13 protein-coding genes and 1 riboswitch are annotated in these 16,789 nt (G+C 40.2%); of the genes, 1 reads left to right on the forward strand and 12 read right to left on the reverse strand.

Annotated features, from left to right (window positions below; translation table 11 throughout):
- Positions 1 to 130 precede the first annotated feature (130 nt).
- From M3600_RS02200 to M3600_RS02230, 7 genes are all read right to left on the reverse strand, one after another.
- Positions 131 to 841, reverse strand: coding sequence for a GntR family transcriptional regulator (locus tag M3600_RS02200; RefSeq protein ID WP_251644670.1), 711 nt, complete (start codon positions 839 to 841; stop codon positions 131 to 133).
- Positions 842 to 913: 72 nt separating this feature from the next.
- The gene (locus tag M3600_RS02205; protein ID WP_251644671.1) at positions 914 to 1,732 is read right to left on the reverse strand and encodes a PfkB family carbohydrate kinase; all 819 of its coding nucleotides are present in this window, start codon (positions 1,730 to 1,732) and stop codon (positions 914 to 916) included.
- A gap of 104 nt (positions 1,733 to 1,836) precedes the next feature.
- Positions 1,837 to 2,805 (reverse strand): SIS domain-containing protein, encoded by a 969-nt coding sequence (locus tag M3600_RS02210; RefSeq protein ID WP_251644672.1) that lies wholly within the window; start codon positions 2,803 to 2,805, stop codon positions 1,837 to 1,839.
- A gap of 139 nt (positions 2,806 to 2,944) precedes the next feature.
- On the reverse strand, positions 2,945 to 3,511 hold the full coding sequence (gene pduL / locus M3600_RS02215) for a phosphate propanoyltransferase (protein ID WP_237941047.1): 567 nt from the start codon (positions 3,509 to 3,511) through the stop codon (positions 2,945 to 2,947).
- 153 nt (positions 3,512 to 3,664) lie between these two features.
- Positions 3,665 to 4,870, reverse strand: coding sequence for a M20 metallopeptidase family protein (locus M3600_RS02220; RefSeq protein ID WP_251644673.1), 1,206 nt, complete (start codon positions 4,868 to 4,870; stop codon positions 3,665 to 3,667).
- A 114-nt stretch (positions 4,871 to 4,984) separates the two neighbouring features.
- Positions 4,985 to 5,185: a hypothetical protein gene (locus tag M3600_RS02225; protein WP_251644674.1), complete on the reverse strand. Its 201-nt coding sequence runs from the start codon at positions 5,183 to 5,185 to the stop codon at positions 4,985 to 4,987.
- 231 nt (positions 5,186 to 5,416) lie between these two features.
- Positions 5,417 to 6,616, reverse strand: coding sequence for a phosphoglycerate dehydrogenase (locus M3600_RS02230; protein WP_233317128.1), 1,200 nt, complete (start codon positions 6,614 to 6,616; stop codon positions 5,417 to 5,419).
- A 122-nt stretch (positions 6,617 to 6,738) separates the two neighbouring features.
- A riboswitch (ZMP/ZTP riboswitch) is annotated at positions 6,739 to 6,819 on the reverse strand.
- Between the two features lie 421 nt (positions 6,820 to 7,240).
- Here M3600_RS02230 and M3600_RS02235 point away from each other — a divergent pair.
- The gene (locus M3600_RS02235) at positions 7,241 to 7,639 is read left to right on the forward strand and encodes a (deoxy)nucleoside triphosphate pyrophosphohydrolase (RefSeq protein WP_233317129.1); all 399 of its coding nucleotides are present in this window, start codon (positions 7,241 to 7,243) and stop codon (positions 7,637 to 7,639) included.
- A 156-nt stretch (positions 7,640 to 7,795) separates the two neighbouring features.
- On the opposite strand, the gene M3600_RS02240 is transcribed toward M3600_RS02235, so the two are convergent.
- The 5 genes from M3600_RS02240 to M3600_RS02260 all read right to left on the reverse strand — a co-directional run bounded on the left by M3600_RS02240 (position 7,796) and on the right by M3600_RS02260 (position 16,759).
- Complete coding sequence (locus M3600_RS02240; RefSeq protein ID WP_237941043.1) at positions 7,796 to 8,710, reverse strand: dihydrodipicolinate synthase family protein; 915 nt, start codon at positions 8,708 to 8,710, stop codon at positions 7,796 to 7,798.
- A 118-nt stretch (positions 8,711 to 8,828) separates the two neighbouring features.
- Positions 8,829 to 9,848, reverse strand: a complete 1,020-nt coding sequence (locus M3600_RS02245; RefSeq protein ID WP_237941040.1) for a threonine aldolase family protein — start codon at positions 9,846 to 9,848, stop codon at positions 8,829 to 8,831.
- A 123-nt stretch (positions 9,849 to 9,971) separates the two neighbouring features.
- Entirely contained in the window at positions 9,972 to 11,555 is a 1,584-nt protein-coding gene (locus M3600_RS02250; protein ID WP_251644675.1) for a PTS sugar transporter, read from the reverse strand.
- Between the two features lie 270 nt (positions 11,556 to 11,825).
- A complete protein-coding gene (locus M3600_RS02255) occupies positions 11,826 to 14,564 on the reverse strand; it encodes a glycosyl hydrolase 53 family protein (RefSeq protein WP_251644676.1) in 2,739 nt (912 codons plus the stop codon).
- Positions 14,565 to 14,695: 131 nt separating this feature from the next.
- A complete protein-coding gene (locus tag M3600_RS02260; protein WP_233317134.1) occupies positions 14,696 to 16,759 on the reverse strand; it encodes a beta-galactosidase GanA in 2,064 nt (687 codons plus the stop codon).
- Positions 16,760 to 16,789 lie beyond the last annotated feature (30 nt).

The following is a 16,789-nucleotide window of genomic DNA, read 5'->3' on the forward strand; positions in this document are numbered from 1 at the left end:
ATGGCGCCCGGAACTGGACAGAAAAGTGCAGGGCGCCTGCTTATCGGCGACTTATGACCTCGAGCGTGGGCAACCGTTTAGCAGCAAAATACAAAAAAGCAACCTCCTCTAAGAAGGTTGCAAGCTGGCTTTAAAACGAAAACTTATATCGTTCGCCGACAATATACTGTCTTCCTAAATAAACAGGGACAGCAGTATCAGAAACGACTGTTTCCAAATAGAAAAGCGGTTCTCCAATTGTAATATCAAGCAGCGGCGCTTCCTGGTCAGATGCTCTTACAATTTCCAAGGAAGTTTCTCCTGCATTGTTTAGGTTAATACCGTATTTCTCTTCTAACAGCTCATAAAGGGAGCCGTCGAGACTCTCTTCCAGCAAAAATTTATACCGCTTAAAGGAATAGAAATTATTTTCGAGCATGAGCGGACGATCGTCTGCATATCTGACCCTTTGAATATGAATCAGCTGGTCATCATCGTCTAGCATTAACCGTTCTTTTTCATTGTCATCTGGATCAATCAGTTCCTTTTTGATAACCTTACTTGTTACTTTCAGGCCATGTGCTTCACAAGAAGCGGTAAAACTCTTTAAATGAAGAATCTTTCTTTCAATCTTTTGTGTCTGAACAAATGTCCCTTTGCCTTGCTTTTTTACAAGATAGCCTTCTTCCACCAATTCGGTAATCGCTTTGCGGACAGTAACTCTGCTGATATTATACTTGTCACTGAGCTCCACCTCTGTCGGAATCTTGTCACCAGCTTTAAGGCGATTGGCAATAATAGCTGTGCGCAGCGTTTCTTTCAGCTGTATATAGAGAGGGACACGATTCTCTTGCTTAATCATATTAGTTATCACCTATTCTATTCATTTACTCCAAGAATAACAAAGACTTAAAAATAAATAAATCTTTTCCACTTAATAAGCTTTGCCATGACCAAAAGCACCTTCTACAAGACAAGATGCTGCCGCAAATTCGGCAGCTTTAGCAAGTGCAGTTTCCAAACCATCTTGTTCTTGTTGTAAGTAGTGCAGCAGAAATGCTGTCAGGAAGGAATCTCCAGCTCCTAATGTATCAACAGCCTCGATTAGTTTCGGTATTTGCTTGTAAAAGCTTACTCCATCATACAGCAATGCTCCTTCTGCTCCCATTGTTGCTATAGAAAGTGTGCTTCCAAGTGATACCATTTTCTTTAGGACAGCCTTTGCTTCCTCTTCTGTTAAGTGGCTGCATGAAAGAAAGCTATAGTCAACAAATGGCCCAATTTCAAGCAAGTATTCCTCTGTGAAATCATCAGAAAAATCAAAGGAAACTGGTACACCCGCAGCTTTAATATTCGGCATCTCTTTTTCCAAATAGCTGTACTTGCTAGTATGCAGCAAATCAAAGGATTGGATATATTTTATATCCTCCTTATTTAGTTGGAGCTTATGATACTTCCTTATTCCGCCATCATTGCTCTCCAAAAACACCCGATCACCGTTTTCTAGTCCGACTAATGCATAGCCGCTCTCTCCTTCGACTTCCTGGCAGCGTTTTGTATCAATTGCTAATTCCTTCAGTACATTTCTAATATGCTGTGCCTCATCATCTGTGCCGAATATCCCTAAATAAGCAGCATCAGCGCCAATCGTTTTCGCATAAACACTGAAATTCAGAGCATTTCCTCCTGGATACATTATTCTTTTATATGTATATTTATCGACAACATTATCGCCAATCCCTAATACTTTCACCGCAATCCTCTCCCCCATCACATCACCTGTATAAAACCCACGCCAATTATACAATACTGCTCAATTTTTAATCAATTGTGTAAAAACAGCTGAAGAAAACGACTTTAGTACGCAACCTTGCCCATATATCTTCTTGTTTCTAACGGATGCTGTCTGATTTTTGCCAATTCTGCTCGGTACACACTTAAAATACTGTAGAAAACAATCGGATTAAAAAACTCGACAACCTCATCATCAATTGTATTAATCCCTAATTCCTTGCAGTCAACCACTTCTAGCTTTTCTCCATATTGCTTCAAGAAGCTAAGCGCCCTTTCATCTAAAGCTCTCGTTCTGCCTTCATTCATAAGTAAAATATATGGTGTTTCTTTATCTGTTACTTCAAATGGACCGTGAAAATACTCCCCAGTATGTATGGCTGAAGCATGAACCCATTGCATTTCCATTAAAGAACAAATTGAAAACCCGTAGGCATGACCGTATGAAGCACCGCTGCTCAAAACATAGAACATATTCTCATGCTCATATTTTTTAGCAAAGGCTCTTGCTCTTTCTGCTACTTGTATGCGTGCTTTTGCAATAACTGTATTGATTTGCTCTAACCCTTTTATTACTTTATGATAAGCATGATAACCTTCTATACTGTGTAAAGCTTCGACGGCAATGGCAAAAATAATTGCCATTGGGTTGTCTTTTACGTCTGTTTCTTCTCCCCATTTATAAAGAATATTATAGTCTCCATATTCGACTAATGCACCTGTTTCATTATGTGTCAATGTAATAGTCGATGCACCTTTTTCTTTTGCCGTTTTTGCTGCTTCCACAGACTCTTTCGTATTGCCTCCATGGGAGCAGACAACAACAAGTGAATGACTTCCCAGCGCTTTAGGCACCGCATGCACAAACTCATTACTCGTGTATAGGGACACTCTCGTTCTTTTCGCTTCACTTTTGAGGAAATATTCAGATAAATACATATCGACTAAAGAACCTCCACAGGCCACTAAATAAATATCTTTCATTCCTTCTTCCTTTTTTGTGTGTATTTCATTAATGATTTCCTTAATATTCAATTTTATCTCTCCCCTATCCGCCCATTTTAAAATACGTATTAAAACGTATTATTAATACAAATAATAGCGACATATTGCTTTTTCGTCAACCTTTTCGTTTCTAATAAAAAACACGGTCCCTAAAGACCGTGTTTTTTAACTATTTTATTAATACCCCTTTATCCCCTGTCTGAATTCCTGCAGCATTTGCTTCATCTGTATCAATATGCATGTCCAAGGCATAAGTATCCTTAACTCTGATTAATACTTTATTGAAAATAAGCTCCCTTTCCCCGTCCGTTTTTACACTAACATATTGTCCATCACTTACACCAAAATTGTCAGCATCCTGTTGTGTCATATGAATATGCCGCTCTGCAATAATAACCCCTTTATCTATTGTGATTTCTCCATGAGGACCAATAATCGTAATGCCAGGTGTTCCTTCAATTTTGCCGGAAGGGCGGATGGGTGGATTAATGCCCAGCTGGCGGGCATCTGTTTTTGAAATTTCCACTTGTGTCAGCGTACGGATTGGACCAAGAATTCGCACCCTGTTAATTTCAGACTTATCCGTTTTGATAGTCACCGTTTCTTCTGCGGCAAACTCTCCAGGCTGTGATAATTCTTTTTTACTTGTCAGCTCATAATTTTCTCCAAACAGCTTTTCTACATCTTCTTTTGTTAAATGGATATGTCTATTTGATACACCGATCGGGATTTGCATTTTTTGTCAGCTCCTTTAAACGTTTTTTTTACCTTTCCCTAATAAAAGCAGTTTAATCAAGATTAATCATATCCTGTATCGCCCCAATATGTCTGCCATAAACCTATAATAAAAAAAACCTTTTCTCCTGTATGGATAAAAGGTAGGTTATCCTTATTTTACCGTAACTGCCGCACATCCTGACGGTATTTCTGCTAAATAATAATGGCTGATAGCAAGCATTGCTTTTCCGGCATAAAGCATTGCTTTTTCATCAAAATCAAACTTTGGATGGTGATGTGGATATATTGCTTGCAATTCCTCGTTTCCTGCTCCTGTAAAAAATATCATCCCCGGCTTCTTCTCTAGATATAATGCAAAATCCTCACTTACAAGGAGGGCAGGTACTTCTTTTATTACTAACTCAGGCAGGGAGGTCTTAACGGTGTTTGCAAAAATATCCGTTTCAGCAGGATGATTATATACACTTGGCATTCCATACTTATAGTTGAATTCATAATCTGCTTTCGAACTCATGCAGATGCCTTTAATCGCCTCTTCCATTGCTTCTTTTACAAGCTGTTGTACTTCCTTTTCGTATGTTCTCACCGTGCCCTTCATTACGGCAGAATCAGCAATGACGTTTGCAGCATTCCCTGCATGAATGGAACCAATTGTTAGTACAGCTGTTTTCTGTGGATTCACCTTGCGGCTGACGATATATTGAAGCTGGTTAATAAGCAGGCCTGCTACCGCAATAGAATCAACTGTATCATGAGGAGATGATCCATGACCGCCTTTGCCTTTAATCTTAATCGAGAAACCATCGCCAGCAGCGGTTGTATACCCCTTCGTATATGCTATTTCCCCTGTAGGATAAAGACTCCATAAATGATTGCCAAACACTGCATCTACTCCTTCAAGGCAATTGTCTGCTATCATTTTTTCGGCACCGCCTCCGCCTTCCTCTGCATGCTGAAACAAAAGAATGACGTTTCCTGCAAGATTTTTTCGATTTTCATTCAGCACCTTGCCAACTGCCAGCAAGGTAGCTGTGTGCCCGTCATGGCCGCATGCATGCATGACACCATCAACCTTCGACTTATATGGTACGTTCTTTTCATCCTGTATCGGCAATGCATCGAAATCGGCCCGCAGTGCAATTGTCTTACCAGGTTTCGCTCCGTAAATATACCCAAGAACTCCCATCCCACCGACATTTGTTCGGATTTTAATACCAAAATCAGTCAAGATGTCTGCAATCAGTTTAGATGTTTTGTATTCTTGGTTAGTTAGCTCTGGATACTGATGAAAATGCCGTCTCCATTCCACCATCTTGTTATACATTTCCTCCAATTGTTCGTTCCAGTTCTCCAGCATATCTATTCCTCCCTTTTATTATTCAGTAAATTCTGAAATTTAAATTTACACCTATGCTTATATAGTTAAGATACCAAGGCAGCAGGCTGCATGCCTTGGCACAGGAGTTCATTTTTATCGGCCGCCGAAAAACTTTCTAAATTTCTCTAGTTCTTCTTTGCTATATTCCTTCGTTTTATCAAAATACGGATTGTCCTCTAAAGGGTCTTTTGGATCTAGATTTGTTTTCATTGAAAAAGCTGCTTGGTTCAAGCCATCTCCAATAAGACGATCATCAAGGCTGTTAAAATCAGGCATTTTGTCTTTTCCCATCATTGCACCTCCCAACCTTTTTAGGGTGGGCGTTTCCTGCTTTTTTATGTAGAAGGCCTGCTTGTTCCTCTAATATGATTCACGTTGACATTAAACAAACCTTAGAAAATAATGGTTTCATTATACTTTTTGAGATCTTTCTAGTCAAATAATTATAAGAAAATTAAAATTATTTAAACTATTAATTTTTATTATTATAAAAAAAGCTCCCACATCAAAGTGAGAGCTATTATCTTAAATTATACGAGTAGTTACAATTCCTTCAATTTCACGGATTTTTGCTTCTAATGAAGGGATGATATCGCCAGCCACCTCATTGTCAATATCAATCATCGTGTATGCATATTCACCACGGCTTCTGTTAACCATGTCAGCGATATTCAAACTGTATCCAGAGATTGCCATCGTGATTTGTCCAACCATATTCGGCACGTTTTTATGGAATGCTGCGACTCTCTGCTTGCCAGTATAAGGAAGATATACATTTGGGAAGTTAACGGAATTCTTAATATTCCCTGTTTCCAAGTAATCCTTCACTTGGCGTGCAGCCATAATCGCACAGTTTTCTTCTGATTCCTGTGTTGAAGCACCTAGATGAGGCACAGGAATTGTATTTTTCATTTTCAATACATTTTCATTTGGAAAATCAGTGATATATCTGCCGACTTCGCCATTTTCAAGAGCAACCGCCATATCGATTTCATTTACCAGCTCTCCGCGGGAGAAGTTCAGAATTTGAACACCTTCCTTCATGATGCTGAATGCTTCTTTGTTAAACATCCCTTTTGTATCATTAGTTAATGGTACATGAACAGTAATATAGTCGCTTTCTGTAAACAGCTGCTCAATTGTCATCGCACGCTGTACATTTCGAGAAAGATTCCATGCTGTATCAACAGAGATGAATGGGTCAAAGCCGATTACATCCATATCCAAATCAAGAGCATCGTTGGCAACAAGTGCTCCAATCGCTCCTAAACCGATAACACCAAGTGTTTTTCCTTTAATTTCTTTACCGACAAACTGCTTTTTACCTGCTTCAACAAGCTTTGGAATTTGGTCGCCTTCTTCTTTCAGGTTTTTCGCCCAAGCAACACCATCAAACAGATTACGAGAAGAAGCCATTAAGGAAGTCAGAACCATTTCCTTTACTGCATTTGCATTTGCTCCAGGTGTATTGAAAACGACAATTCCTTTTTCTGTGCAATTTTCAACAGGAATATTGTTAACACCTGCACCTGCACGAGCAATCGCCTTTAATTTGTTCCCAAATTCCATAGAATGCATATTATAACTGCGAGCTACAATCGCATCAGGATTTTCACTGTCATTATCAATGATAAAATTCTCTTTCTTAAATACGTTCAATCCGCTGCCTGCGATATTATTCAAGGTTTTGATTGTTTTTACTTTGTCTAAAAGGGTTGTGCTCATGTAAGTTGCTCCTCTTCCCATAAAATAGTTTGCAAAATTCTTTGCTATTTGACCAAAAACAGCCCAAAATCTCTTCCAATAAAGAGAAAGAGGCAAAGGAAAAAGAGAAAGCTTTATTCCCTTACCTCTGCCCAGGCGAACGGCATCGACACTATGTGCTCCCCTACGGTTAATCCCGCGTTTCGCCAGTCACACACAGCCTTTTGATTTCTTCTAATTTAACAAATTCTCCAATAAGATTCAATGATTATTTAAAAATTCACCAAGTTTATTATTTTCCAAATCCCAAGCCATTTTACTGGAATAACTTTATATTTCTATTAATCGGGATTCTAAAGAATAAGCTCACTAACAGATTATTTTGTATAAATCAATCTACGCCTCTATTCTACAGAGAGAGCTATGTCTATTTTTAATCTAATTAGTCGAAGATATCTTCTTTGAGGATTTCTATCGCGGAAAAACAGTGTAAAGGCATCTCTTCATTAAAGTATGCTGTTCCTTTAATTTTGGACCAGCCTTTATGCTGCCATTTTAACTGCCAAATGCTTTTTAGATGAAGCATGCTCTTACTCGAAAAAAATGCTATTATGGTACCATTCGAGTTACAGGAGGATACTCATATTGAAAAAGGTAGTTCATGTAGTTGCAGCAATTATAGAAAACGAACGAAACGAAATATTATGTGCCCTTCGTTCACCTGTTATGTCTCTTCCGAACAGCTGGGAGTTTCCTGGAGGAAAAATAGAAGCTGGTGAAAATGCATTTCAAGCATTAGAAAGAGAAATCATGGAGGAACTTGGCTGCCAAATAAAAGCGACCGATTTATTTCACGAAAATACGCATGAATATGAGAGCTTTATTATTACCCTAACTTGCATAAAGGCAACTATTATTTCTGACAGCCCAAATGCAAAGGAACATTCTAAATTAATTTGGCTAAAGAGAGAGAATCTTGAATCATTAAAATGGGCTCCAGCTGATATTCCAGCAGTACATAAATTGATAAATGAATACATCTGACAATATTAATTAAGGCTTTATTCTGGAAATTAGGTCTGAAATTAAGCGACTTGATTGATAGAAAGCTGGCAATAGGACCATCATTTTTAAGATATCACTTTGTTTATACACAGAAACAAAAAACAGATGAACCAATTGTTCATCTGTTACGGAATTTTATGATTTTGCCGCAGGTAAAACTCCCGCTTCTGCTAAAATCTCCTTAACTTGTGAAATCTTCTTTTCATTAAGTGGTGCTGACGGTGGCAGAACATATGTAGAAATGTCGAGGCCGCATTGCTTTATTGCCTCCTTTATAACATTTACAAATGGGCTGTCAAGCTTGTAAAGCTGCGGAAGTATAGCTAGCTGCTTATAAAGGATGGAGGCCTTAACAAGGTCGCCGTTTAAAAAGGCACGGTAAATGCCGATGGAAATTTGCGGTGCGAAGTTGCCGCTTGCAGATATCGTTCCATCTCCGCCAAGCTGAAGCGTATTTAAGAGATGGTCATCATAACCGCATAAAACAGAAAAGTGAGGATGTTTACGCTTTACTTGCATTATCATATCACGGATATGCCCGATAGAATCAACGGTTTCTTTAATGCCAGAAATATTGGGATGATCGTCGACAAGGCGGGCCACAAACTCAGGGCTTAAATCCTGGCCGGTAAGGTTAGGAAAGTTATAGAGGAGAACAGGAATGTCAACAGACTGGGCAATTTTGCTGAAGTAACCATATAGATTGTCATCAGTCAGCTTCCAGTAAAAAGGATTGATGACCATAACGCCATCTGCCCCTATTTTTTGGGCATGTACACTTAATTCTACCGCTTCCCTTGTATTGGTGCTGCCAGTGCCAATTAACACAGGCACTCTCCTTTTTACATGCCTCACCGCAAACTCAGCTGTCTGTAATCTTTCCTCCCTAGACATCTGACTGAATTCCCCGCCAGTCCCCAGAAACAACAAGCCGTCAACACCTGCTTCAATCAGCCTGTCAATCAACTGTGCCATTTCCACTTCACTCAGCTTGCCTTCTTCGTCAAAAATCGTGGACACAGGTGGAATAATTCCCTTGAATTTGTTCAATTTGCTTCCTCCTTTACCTAATAATGTAATCTGATTATACCAGCAGATTTTCCCAATTGTAAACCCTTACATATAACTAAAAATAAGCATGAAAAAAGTCTTCATGCTTACTTTGTTATTACCCTTTTATATCTTTCAAAAACTGAATGACAGCTTCTTCTTTCGTCGCCCAAGACGTTACTAAGCGGATTGCTGATTTATCTGCATCCGTTTTTTCCCACACTAAGAAAGCATACTTGTCTTGCAGCTTTTTGATCTGATCATTGTGCAGAATCGGAAACAGTTGATTGGTTGGAGAATCAATAAGGAAATCAATATTCTCCTTATGCAGACCTGTTCGTAAAAGACTTGCCATGTTGTTAGCATGTTCAGCAAGCTCAAAGAAAAGATTATCACGGAATAACTCTAAAAACTGAATTCCTAAAAGTCTGCCTTTAGCAAGCAGTGCTCCTTTTTGCTTAATATGATAACGAAAATCCTCTTTCAAGGAATCACGAATAATCACAAGCGCCTCACCAAGCAAGGCACCGTTTTTCGTGCCTCCGATATAGAATGCGTCCACTAAGTGGGGCAGGTCGCTTAATTGAAGATCGTTGCCGTCTGCACATAATGCAGAACCAAGTCTGGCTCCATCTAAAAATAGCAAAAGATTATGGCTGTCACAGAAGCTTTTCAGCGCTTCTAGCTCACTCTTTAAATAAATAGAGCCAATTTCTGTTGAATTGGATATGTAAACAAGCTTTGGTTTAACCATATGTTCATCAGTATGTTCGTCCAACACTTGCTGAATATGTGCTGGTGTCAGCTTGCCGTCCTCTGTATCAATGGCAACAACTTTATGCCCTGTGGCCTCAATTGCTCCAGTTTCATGAACGAAAATATGACCGCTAGTTGCAGCAATTGCCGCTTCATGTGGTCTTAAAAAGGCAGAAATCGCTGTCAAATTTGTTTGTGTGCCGCCAGAGAGCAAATGAATATCTGCATCTGCATGGCCCATTTTTTCCTTTAAAAGTTTCACCGCTTGTATTGTGTAGCTGTCTTCTCCGTAACCAGCTTCTTGTACAAGATTTGTTTCTATTAGTGCTTGCAATATATTTGGATGGGCACCTTCACTATAATCATTTTTAAAGCTGTACATCTTTTGCCTCCAGTCTGGCAATACAATAAACATATTGCCTAGTTAAAAATAGATATCTACACTAATTATATTCGTTTTCCTAAATAAAAAAAATCCCATTGTTTAAAATGGGATTTCTTTCAATTAAACTGCAACTTCATCTTCCCGTTTCTTTCCTGTGCTCTTTTTGGAAGATAGCTTATTTGCAGTTAGTGTAATCAGAAAAGCAACGACAAGGGGAACAACCATTGCGATAATAAAACCTGCAATGTTATTGGAAAGGAATGGTGCTGTAAAGGACGGAACATAAGCTGTTCCTCTTACATTGAATAAGCCGACAAGACCTCCGCCAATTCCTGCTGAAACAAGTGCTCCGCCAAAGACGATTTTATTGGAGAACATGAACGGATACGCTGATTCTACAAATGTCCCAAAGCCCATATTGATTAAAAAGCCCGGTGCAGCTACAGCACTCTCTCCTCTGTCTCTTGGCGCAACGATGTTCGCAAGATTAATTCCTGCAGCCACCATTACTAAGCCAACCATATCGACAGCTCCTAAAAAGCTGTTTCCTGTTTTCTCCATTTCGAGCAGCACAATTGGCAAGATTGCTGCATGATAAACCCCGCCTAAAATTGCAGGCCATATGAGCACGCCTGCTAGTACACCGGCAAGTATCGGATTAAAAGCTACCGCTTGTTCAATAACATCCTTAATAAGGTTGCCAGCCTGTAAAGCAATCGGACCGATTAAATAGTAAACGAATAAGCCAGCAATTAGTCCCGATAAACCGCCGCTGACAATATTGACAGTCGTGATTGGGAATTTCCACTGTATGCATTTGCGGAAGAAAAATTGTACAAGAAGACCTGCTGCAATCCCGCCGATTATTCCGCCAATAATACCGCCTTGAACAGACAATATCCCAGCAATAACACCCGCGATAATAGACACTTCATCCAGTTCAGAAACCTGTTTAGCCGCTATAACTGCAAGCATTACTGGTAAGGCATTTATCATTAAATCAAATATGTCACTTAATCCTTTCAGCGCTGGAATCTGGCTAATAGCGAGAATAAGCGCCATTGCGATAAAGCCTGGCAGTGATGAAACCATAATGCCCCTTATATTAATGTTTTTCCACGGAGCTGTATTTGTTGCTTGCGTCTTTTCGTATGAGCCGATGATGGGATTAAATTTTATGTTCCAATGCTTACACAAGGAGGATATGAACGAAATGGCTCTTGTTCTGCTTGTTGATCCTGTCGTACCAGAGGAAGAAATAACATTGGCGCCCATTGCTGTCATTGCAGCCATAGAGGTTCCTCCTGTACCGACAATTGGCAGCTTTCTCTCAATGGCGGCAGCTAAAGTCTCCTTGTTAACAGCTTTTGTGTCAGCACTCATCGCAATGATGCCGTCCACTTCCCCTTTTCTAATACTTGCTGCAATCATGTTATCAAGCTTTGCTGCTTCAAGATTAACCTCTTTTAAAGAAGCCTCAAACAAAGATAGCACCTCATTATCTTTATAGCCGTAAATAGCCGCATTCGTATGGTCCTTTGCTGTATCCATCGACTCTTTCGCAGCGATAAACTGGATATTAGCTACATTCAATCCAGCTGCATGTGCTTGTTTTAATATTTCTTCCAATAGCTGTACTGGTTTTGCGCCGCCGAGGTTAAACAGATTTCCGCCGCTGCTGCCAATAATGACAATATTCTTCATTGCACATCACCCCTTTAATTAATATATGTATAAATAAACACTTCTTTAGCTTGGTAGTTTGGTAAAGTGCTACCATACTAAAATAACATATACAGGTTAAATTCTCTAGTTATTTTTTGATAATTTAGAAGTATTTAAATTTCATAAAAGTGTCATAACTTGTACACCTTTGCCGAAATAAATATATAATTAAACTTGTAATATTCTCCTTTTTTATTAAATAAAATCAAAAAAGCCTGTCACTTCTCTCAAAAAGTGACAGGCTTGCTTTTATATTTTATACAAAATTGCGCCGCTAACTAAAAGAACAGAACCTAACAGCAAGAAGTTAAAAATGCTTGTAGCTGTATCAGGCAGGCTGTTGCCTTTTTGCTCTTGTTGTGTGTTTTCCTCTTTCACTTGCTTATTTGTTTCATGCTTTTCTGTTTCTTGTTTTGGTTCCTCTTGTTTTACAGTAGTTTCATTGTTTATCTCTTCACCTGCTGAAACTTCCTCCTGCTCATCTGAGTCCTCTGCTTGATCATCCTGTGCAGGCGGTGTCTGCTCCTCCTCTTCTACAGCTTCCTCGTAATCAGCAGTTTTTACGAAGGAGAAATCATCCAAGCTTCCCCATGCGCCAGCGTTCGCCTGAATGCTTGCACCGATCGTAACAGTTCCATTCAATATAAGAATATCGCTGATTTTAGGATCTGCCCAAATATTCCACCCAGTAACATTAGTTGGCACATCATATTGTTTATCATTCGTTTTTACATACAGCTTCATATTGGCAGCAGCTGCATCTCCGCCTTGAATGAACATGGAAGCATCATAGTAGCCTGGAGTCAGTCCTGTGATTGTCTGTTCAACAGTAAAGTCTACACGGTCTGCTGAATAGAAATGCAAAGAATGTTCACCAGATTTAGCATCTGCGGGATTTTTTAGAAAATCGGCATGTGGTGCTAAATCATTCGGATACGTAATTTTCCACATGCTTTTATCTGCCTCTTCAAAGCTTGGATTTTGCACAAAGTTTTCCGGTTTAATTGTAAGATTTGCCTTAACTGACAAACCGCCCTCTACTGTCCCGTTAATAACATACTCACCGATGCCTGCATTAATTGCCTCGATTAAAGCTTGCTCATCCCAAGTGACAGCAATCGGCCCTTCTGTGCCATCATTATAAACAGCTGTTACGGTTTCAGGGAGCTTGATGTCTTCCCCTGCTGCTGCCTCAATTGTAACGTCTGTCAGCTTCTCTATTTTAACTGGGGCAACTGCTCCTGTGTTCACGTATTTAAACACATTTAACGAAGCGAGCGGTTTTCCGTTAAAGTCGAATAATGCCTGGTTATCGACTGCACTTCCGCCAAACCACGCTCCGGCATCATGGGGATCATATTCTGCAGCATAACTTGACGCCCAGCCAGAACCGTATTTCTCCCATATGGCTTTATTTTGTGCTAACTTATCTGGGCTGCCGACTGGTATCCAGGCAGGCTCCCAATAAAACACGCCGATGCCTGCATCTCCCACATTAGCGACCGCTTCTATCACATCCCGGACCGCTGTTGCTTGTCCTTGAACAGTGACAGGATAATTTAATGTTTGTCCAGAGCTTTTTGGTGCTGTATTTTCATGGCCATCTCCATCAATACTTGTATATGTATAGGATGTTTCGGCGACCATTACTTTTTTACCGTATGTGTCTGCGACATTTTTCAAAACAGATGTTAAATTGCTTAATGACCCATGCCAAAATGGATAGTAAGAGCTTGCAAATACATCATAATCGACATTGTTATCATCGAGTGTCTTTGCTATTGATGCATAGCGGCCTGCTGTTTCCGGATTAGTGAAATGCAAGGCTGTCAGGATGTTAGGATCCACTTCCTTGATTGCCTTGCTGCCTTCATTAAACAGCTCAGACATTTTTGTCCAGTCCTTTTCGCCCACAAATCCACCTGTCGTTTCATTGCCGACCTGGACCATGCCGATGTTGATTCCTTCGTTAAGCAATGCTTGCAAACTATCCTTCGTATACGAGTACAACGCCTTTTTCTTGTCTTCAAGACTTAAATTGGCCCAAGCTTTAGGTGCCTGCTGTTTAGCAGGATCTGCCCAAAAATCCGAATAATGGAAGTCTACTAACAGCTTCATTCCATTCGCTGTCGCTCTTTTTCCTATTTCCTTTGCTTTTTCCAAATCATTATTTCCGCCGCCATATCCGTTTCCGCTTGCATCATACGGATCATTCCAGATGCGGACACGTACATAATTAACGCCTGAATCTGCCAATGTTTTGAAAATATCCTGCTCTTGTCCTGCTTCATTGTAATATGTAACACCGCTGTCTTCTTGGGTAATAACGCTGGAAACATCGACTCCCTTGATAAAGTTATCGTTTAAGCCCTCAACTTTTTCAACGAAAATATCACTTTCCACTGGTTCCGTTGCACTGCCATCGACCTTTTTCAGAGAAAAGCCGTCCAAATAACCCCAAGTATTCGGCTGTCCTGCAATTTCAGCGCCAAACTCAAAGTTTGCTGTATCCTGAGACAGTTCAAACGTCAATGACTGTGTCTCCCAGTTGTTATAGCCTTTTGTAGCTGCCTGACTTGTTTTGCTTGAACCTGCGAATAACGCTACCTGTCCAGCTTCTTTATCTGCTCCCCCCATCGTTTGCACGGTTAATTCGTACTTTCCGGCAGGAAGTGAGGCAGCTGTTTGCTTCACTTTAAAGGTTTGAGCACTGGCATTGTCCTTTATCCAGAATTTCAAAGCATACTGTCCTTCAGCAGGTTTTATCCAAGTATCTTCTGCATAAGCAAAATGATGTACCTCAACCTGACTATCATCTAAATCTTGAAAGCTCCAAGAACCATCTGTCCAGAAGTCTGTTTCCATTCCACCATTCACTGCATAGCTGTTTTCTGCTGCTTTAGTGTTTGTCGGCATTAGACTTATCATTAATATCAATACATACAATAAAGGAAGTACTTTCCTCCATTTACCGCACTTCTTTTTCATCAACATCACCTTCTAATTAGAGAATTTTACAACAAAAAGAGAATACGAGTTACAGCACAGTGCTTAATACATTCATTTTTTTAAAATGATGCATGATACTCCTTGCTGTTCTCGCATTCTCTTCCTAAAAATTAGCCTTTTACTTTCTCTACTATTCTCACTTCATACTTATCTAGCTTTATACTGCCATGAAGCTGCTCACCAGTAATAACATCCTTTACTTCACTGCCAAGGACAACTGGCTGCGTATCTTCTGTAAAGTTCATAATAAAGAGATACTCTTTACCTTCATCTTGTCTTGCTTGAACAGATACTCCGCTGCCATGTGTTATCGCGTAATCTGGCTTTAATGACAATTCTTCAATAAGCTTGCCGTAGAAAGCACGATGAAACTCATCATCTAATCGGCCGCCAATATAGTAAGCTTTCCCATTCTCATAAGCATTGCTTGTTACTGCTGCTGTGTTTGCATAAAAATCTTCTTTATACACACCTTCCACATTAGCAGAGGCAATATTTACAACGGTTGCATAATCCTTCAGTACATAATCCTTTCCTTCGTAATGGACAGTGTTAGCATCTTTCGGATAAAGTGTATCTGTTTCAATTGGATTTAGGCCAAACATGTCTTGCAGATCTTGATGCCAGCCTTCCATATACGTTAAGTCATGCTCATTCACGATTCCGCTTATATATGTCATGATTAACGTACCGCCATTTGCTACATACGCTTTTAAGCGGGCAATCGTCTCTTCACTTGCTAAATAGAGCATCGGCACAATCAACAGACGGTATTTAGAAAAATCGTTTTCCTTTGTGATTACATCAACTGGAACATCCTGCTCCCAAAATGTGCGATAATGCTGCTGCAATGTTTGCGGATAGCGCTTCGTGTCTAATCCGTAGCCTTGCGCATCATTCAGCGCCCAGTTATTTTCCCAATCATACAGGATGGCTGTATCTGCTACACGATTTGTACCGACAATATCGGTCAGCTTTTCCAGCGTTGTACCGACCTTGGCAACTTCCTGGAACACCCGGTTATCCGGGCTGTTATCATGGTCAACAACTGCACCGTGAAACTTCTCTGACGACCCACGCGATTTGCGCCACTGGAAGTATAAAACGCTGTCAGAACCATGGGCAACCATCTGCATAGAAGAAAGCAAATGCATGCCTGGACGTTTCGCTTTATTGACTTTATGCCAGTTGACAGCACTTGGTGTTGACTCCATCAGCAAAAACGGCTGCTCTTTTAAACTGCGGAATAAATCATTAATGAAGCCAACCTTCACCGCTAAATCCGCTGTTGTTTCCCAATCATTATGCCAAGCAGGATATGCATCCCAGCTTATCACATCTACGTGACGCGCAAACTTGCTGTAATCAAGACTTTGGAATGGAATCAAATCAAATGTATCTGCCATCAAATTTGTAGTAATCGGAATATCTGGTGAAATCTCTTTAATTGGAACAATTTCATTCTCAAAAAAGTCAATTGTCTGGTCTGTCACAAATCGGCGCCAATCCAAGTTTAAGCCGTGCACTGCATTCTCACCGATTGGAGAAGGAGATTCAATCTGTGACCAGTCACTGTATGTGTGGCTCCAAAACGGCCCCCACCAAGCATCATTGACAGCCGTCAAGTTATTGTCGTACTTTTTCTTCAGCCATTGTCGGAAGGCTTCCTGACAGGTATCACAATGACATTCCCCGCCATATTCATTGGAAATATGCCACATCAGCAAAGCCGGATGGCTGCCGTATCTTTCAGCAAGCAATCTGTTAATCTGCTGTGTTTTTTCTCTATAAACACTAGAAGAGAAGCAGTGATTATGGCGCCCGCCATGGAGCTGCTTCCTTCTAGCTCCGTCAACACGCAGCACCTCCGGATATTTATGGGACATCCATGCAGGTCTTGCACCGCTTGGCGTAGCCAAAATCACTTTGCCGCCAATACCATGAATTCTTTCTATCACCTCATCAAGCCATTCAAAATGGTAGACACCTTCCTCTGGTTCCAAGGCGCTCCACGCAAATATCCCAAGCGAGAAAGTGTTTGTGTGGGACAGCTGCATCAGCTTAATGTCATCCGCTAAAATATCTGGACGGTCCAGCCACTGATCAGGGTTATAATCGCCGCCATGCAGCATAAATTTAGCATCTGTAACAAATGTTTTCTCTTTGTTTGCCATAAAAGTCTCCTTTTTGTTTCCTTATTTTTA

This window comes from Niallia sp. MER 6 (genome assembly GCF_023714395.1).
Classification (GTDB): domain Bacteria; phylum Bacillota; class Bacilli; order Bacillales; family Cytobacillaceae; genus Niallia.

Coding starts and splice junctions, on each gene's coding strand:
- pduL (WP_237941047.1), bottom strand. CDS start 3,511: ATGCAAATCCCGATCGGTGTATCAAATAGACATATCCATTTAACAAAA.
- M3600_RS02255 (WP_251644676.1), bottom strand. CDS start 14,564: ATGAAAAAGAAGTGCGGTAAATGGAGGAAAGTACTTCCTTTATTGTAT.
- M3600_RS02225 (WP_251644674.1), bottom strand. CDS start 5,185: ATGATGGGAAAAGACAAAATGCCTGATTTTAACAGCCTTGATGATCGT.
- M3600_RS02200 (WP_251644670.1), bottom strand. CDS start 841: ATGATTAAGCAAGAGAATCGTGTCCCTCTCTATATACAGCTGAAAGAA.
- M3600_RS02220 (WP_251644673.1), bottom strand. CDS start 4,870: ATGCTGGAGAACTGGAACGAACAATTGGAGGAAATGTATAACAAGATG.
- M3600_RS02230 (WP_233317128.1), bottom strand. CDS start 6,616: ATGAGCACAACCCTTTTAGACAAAGTAAAAACAATCAAAACCTTGAAT.
- M3600_RS02260 (WP_233317134.1), bottom strand. CDS start 16,759: ATGGCAAACAAAGAGAAAACATTTGTTACAGATGCTAAATTTATGCTG.
- M3600_RS02245 (WP_237941040.1), bottom strand. CDS start 9,848: ATGTACAGCTTTAAAAATGATTATAGTGAAGGTGCCCATCCAAATATA.
- M3600_RS02250 (WP_251644675.1), bottom strand. CDS start 11,555: ATGAAGAATATTGTCATTATTGGCAGCAGCGGCGGAAATCTGTTTAAC.